Raw genomic sequence first — 3,681 nt, 5'->3', positions numbered from 1 at the left:
ACTACGAGCAGCATCAATAATACGGGTTTTACCGAGGACTTTAGGGTCTGGAAGAAGGAAGGGCCGGAGCTGATGCCAATTGCGAAAGCAAAGAGGGCGAGGCCGAGCACGCCGAGATCGTGCTCTACTTTCAGCTCGTATCCCATACTTAAACCCCAAGCAGTGAGGGCAATTGCGAAAAATAGTACGGCAGCGGCACCTAGCGAAATATTCTTTACTCGTACTTTCGCAAAGAGTGCACCGAACCCTACTAATACAAATAGGAGTAACACTTGATTTTCAGCAAGTGTAGAGAAAATTGTAGATAACAATATATTTCCTTCGAAAAGTTAACGTCTATACATACTATGTTAGCTATGAAAAAGAGATTCTTCATCTTCTTTTACTGTGATTACGGCTTAATATTTGCAGGTAAATAGCGGCAAAAGTTTATGTGTGAGAAAAGCTTGCACCGCGTTGGGTCTGCTCTGCAGACAGATTTCTATATTTGTTTACGTAGAGTGAGAAGTAGGTGGCGTAATTCTGCCGCGGCGAGGGAAGAATCTGGCCATTTATTCACTGCTCGGTCGTAGGTGAGGAAGCCATTTACTTCATCTTCTACGTCACTGAGCTGGGTGTACACATAAGCTGATATATCTTTACCTGTATTTAGCAGGAATCGAAAAAGCTCTAGCACGGCTTGCTGATAAGTAGCGATATCTTTATAACGCCGATATCCGAAGCTGTGGGAACTGTAGCAATGCCCGGGCACCGCAAAGCTGTATCCACCAAATTCACTCAGAGCTAATGCTCGCCCTTTCTTATCGGAGCGCATCCGGGGTTTGCGGAAATAAATATGTCTACTCTTTACATCTCCACCACCCTGGTCATGCCAGCCGCTGGCGTGATCTACCAGTCGAGTAGGATCTAAATCGCGAATTTTCTTTGCTACGGTTAAAGCGGAAAATTGCCCCCATCCTTCGTTAAAAGGTACCCATAAAGCTATGCTGGGTACGGAATAAAGTTGCTCTACAGTGTGCAATAATTCCTCGTTATAGAGGGCTTTACTTTCGTTATTACGGCGCCCAAAGAGGGGAGCCCAGCGTACATCGTTAAAATGAATACCCAAAAAAGGCAATACGGAAATAGCAGGTTTACAGTAGGGCCCGCCGCCTGAGACCATATCTTGCCAGATAAGCATTCCCAAGCGGTCGCAGTGATAGTAGGCGCGTGCGGATTCGATTTTTATATGTTTGCGGAGCATATTAAAACCGAGCGCTTGCATACTCTTAATATCGGCAATTAAATCGGCATCGCTCGGGGGAGTATAGAACCCCTCACTCCAATATCCTTGGTCGAGTACTCCCATATGCACATAGGGGCGGTTATTGAGAGCTAGTCGCTGTACTCCATCTTTCGTGCTGATAAGGGAAAATTTCCGCATTCCAAAATAGCCTTGGAGTAGGTCTTCTCCGTATTGCAGTTCGTAGCGGTAAAGATAAGGATCTTCCGGGCTCCACGGGCGAAAATCGGGTGGTAACTTCCCGTAGAGCGTAGCAGTGGAAGTAGAAATAGCTTTTATTTCGAAAGAGCCGAGCTCTGTAGATTCTCCTTGCAGACCGGCAACCATGGGTGCCAAAATTTTCCCTCGAATTGGTAGGGAAGTAGGAGCGGTACTAGCGGCAGCATTAGGGGAACTATTGGGGGTAATACCAGGGGTAGTAGTGGTAGATACGGGCGATTCTATCTGCACTTTTAATTCGACGGCACCGCTATCGAAATAAGGCGTAATTTGCACCGCGGAAATATAAGACGTGGGCACTGCTTCTAACCATACGCTCTGCCATATTCCGGAACTGGGGCGATACCAGATATTACCCGGTTGCAGAGATTGTTTACCGTAGGCACCTTGCCCCTGATTGCTGGGATCTTCTACCACTACTTGAATTTTTTGCTCTCCGGGTTGTAGATAAGAAGTAATATCCAGCGTAAAAGCAAAATATCCGCCGCGGTTTTCTCCGGCATAGTGGCCGTTTATAAATACCAAACAATTTTGATCTACGGCGCCAAAGTGCAACAGAAGCCGCGCTGGCGGGCATACACCGGAAGGGGAATCTAGATCGGGGAAAATAAAACTATCGGGAAGCTCATCGGGGGAGAGACTGCGCTCATAATAGAGCAATTCCCCAGGTAGCAGCCTTTTTCCTACGCCGGAAAGAGGCGCTTCCGGAGAGAAAGGTACCAGTATTTTTTCGGTGAGTGGGGGAGGGCAGAATTTTTCTGCGGGCGGGTGATTTGCGCAGTTTTCGGAATCTGCGTAGCTTTCAGAATCTGCACAATTTCTGAGGTTTTCTTCCTCCGCAGCGGTTGCTTTTTCCCCATAGCGCTGCCGTAAGGCCGCTAGATTTCCCGCTTCTATGGCGTATCTCCAGTAGCCATTTAGCGATTTCCAAGTGGCGGCACTGCGCTGGAGCTGGGGGCGGGGATACTCGGGCAGCGGAATCTGCCGTTCAGCAGTGGAAGAAATATCAGGCATGGCTCCGGGTGCCTTTCTTTAAGAAATACAAAGGGATTAATACGAGCAGTGAAACAAGCGCAGCTGTGAGGAAAATAGCGGGAGTAGGCACTTGCTTTACTACTCCTAAGTCGGTGTAGCGCAAATCGGAATTTTTTATGACGCTGCTGCCGATAAAAGGCCCGATAATCATCGGAATCATGACTACGAAAATCATGCGCACTCCCTGGAATCTTCCTCCCATTTGGGCGGGAATATTATCAAGCGTCAACGCCATTAGGGCCGCGCTCAATGCCATAAATCCGGAAAGCATTATCAGACCGGAAATAGTGGTCAGAAGGGGATTGCGCGCAAAGTACATCGCTAGCAAGCCGCAGCCGTGGAGCAGAAAAGCGCCAAAAGCAATAGGTACTTTTCCAAATTTATCGATAAGTCTTCCTGCTATTACCACGGCGACTGCGCTGCCGAGTAATACCACGGCCAGGATAGGCACATAGTTTTTAATCTGTAGATAGTTTTGAATATAGATAATTAAATACGGCATATAAATTTGGTTAGCGATACTTATGAGGAGAAGTGCACTGTAGGTAGTGTATAACCGCGGCAACTGGCGAATAGTGGAAGGGCGAAAACCATAAATTATTTTCTTCCCCAGCGATTCGGTGCGGGGAGCTTGGGGAGATTCGTGAATGAGGAGAATCCCGATTCCGCCTACGCAGAGAATAATTACGCCGATTATTAAGAAAAATAATTGCCAGCGCCCAGCCTGCGTAAGTGGATCGAAGACGGCGAATATGAGCAAAATAGCGAATAGCGGTAAAGCAGTAACTACACCTTCTACGCGCCCGCGATTAGTCTTATCGGTAATATCTACAATCCAAGCATTATAGGCGGCGTCATTGGCAGTAGAACCAAAGAAAGTCATCACACAATCGAGCAGGATTACGAAGAGCACTGCACTGTGGGTGGCGGCAGCGATATCAGCGGCTCCAGCGGGCACTTTAATGAAGCCGAAGCCAATTGTAGAGAAACCCCAGAGAATATAGCCCGCTACAATAAATACTTTGCGCTTTCCGAAATGATCGGATACTCCACCCATTAATAAGGTGGTGATAGTAGCTACCACTGCAGAGGCAGAGACCTGTCTCTTATACACATCTCCGAGCCCACGAGACCGTTATTCTAAT

Annotated in this window: 2 protein-coding genes and 1 pseudogene; all 3 read right to left on the bottom strand. The window is 47.5% G+C overall.

The window, feature by feature from the left end; all coding sequences use genetic code 11:
* Positions 1-272: pseudogene (locus Q0X35_RS06185) on the bottom strand (transporter); the annotation flags it as partial.
* 209 nt (positions 273-481) lie between these two features.
* Entirely contained in the window at positions 482-2,515 is a 2,034-nt protein-coding gene (locus tag Q0X35_RS06180; protein WP_297566589.1) for a glycoside hydrolase family 2 protein, read from the bottom strand.
* The gene (locus Q0X35_RS06175; RefSeq protein WP_297566587.1) at positions 2,508-3,650 is read right to left on the bottom strand and encodes an MFS transporter; all 1,143 of its coding nucleotides are present in this window, start codon (positions 3,648-3,650) and stop codon (positions 2,508-2,510) included. Before Q0X35_RS06175 ends, Q0X35_RS06180 begins: the two co-directional genes overlap by 8 nt.
* Between the last annotated feature and the right edge of the window lie 31 nt (positions 3,651-3,681).

The sequence above is a fragment of the uncultured Arcanobacterium sp. genome (assembly GCF_947253055.1).
Lineage (GTDB): Bacteria > Actinomycetota > Actinomycetes > Actinomycetales > Actinomycetaceae > Arcanobacterium_A.
This window is presented reverse-complemented; position numbering and strand designations above follow the sequence as displayed.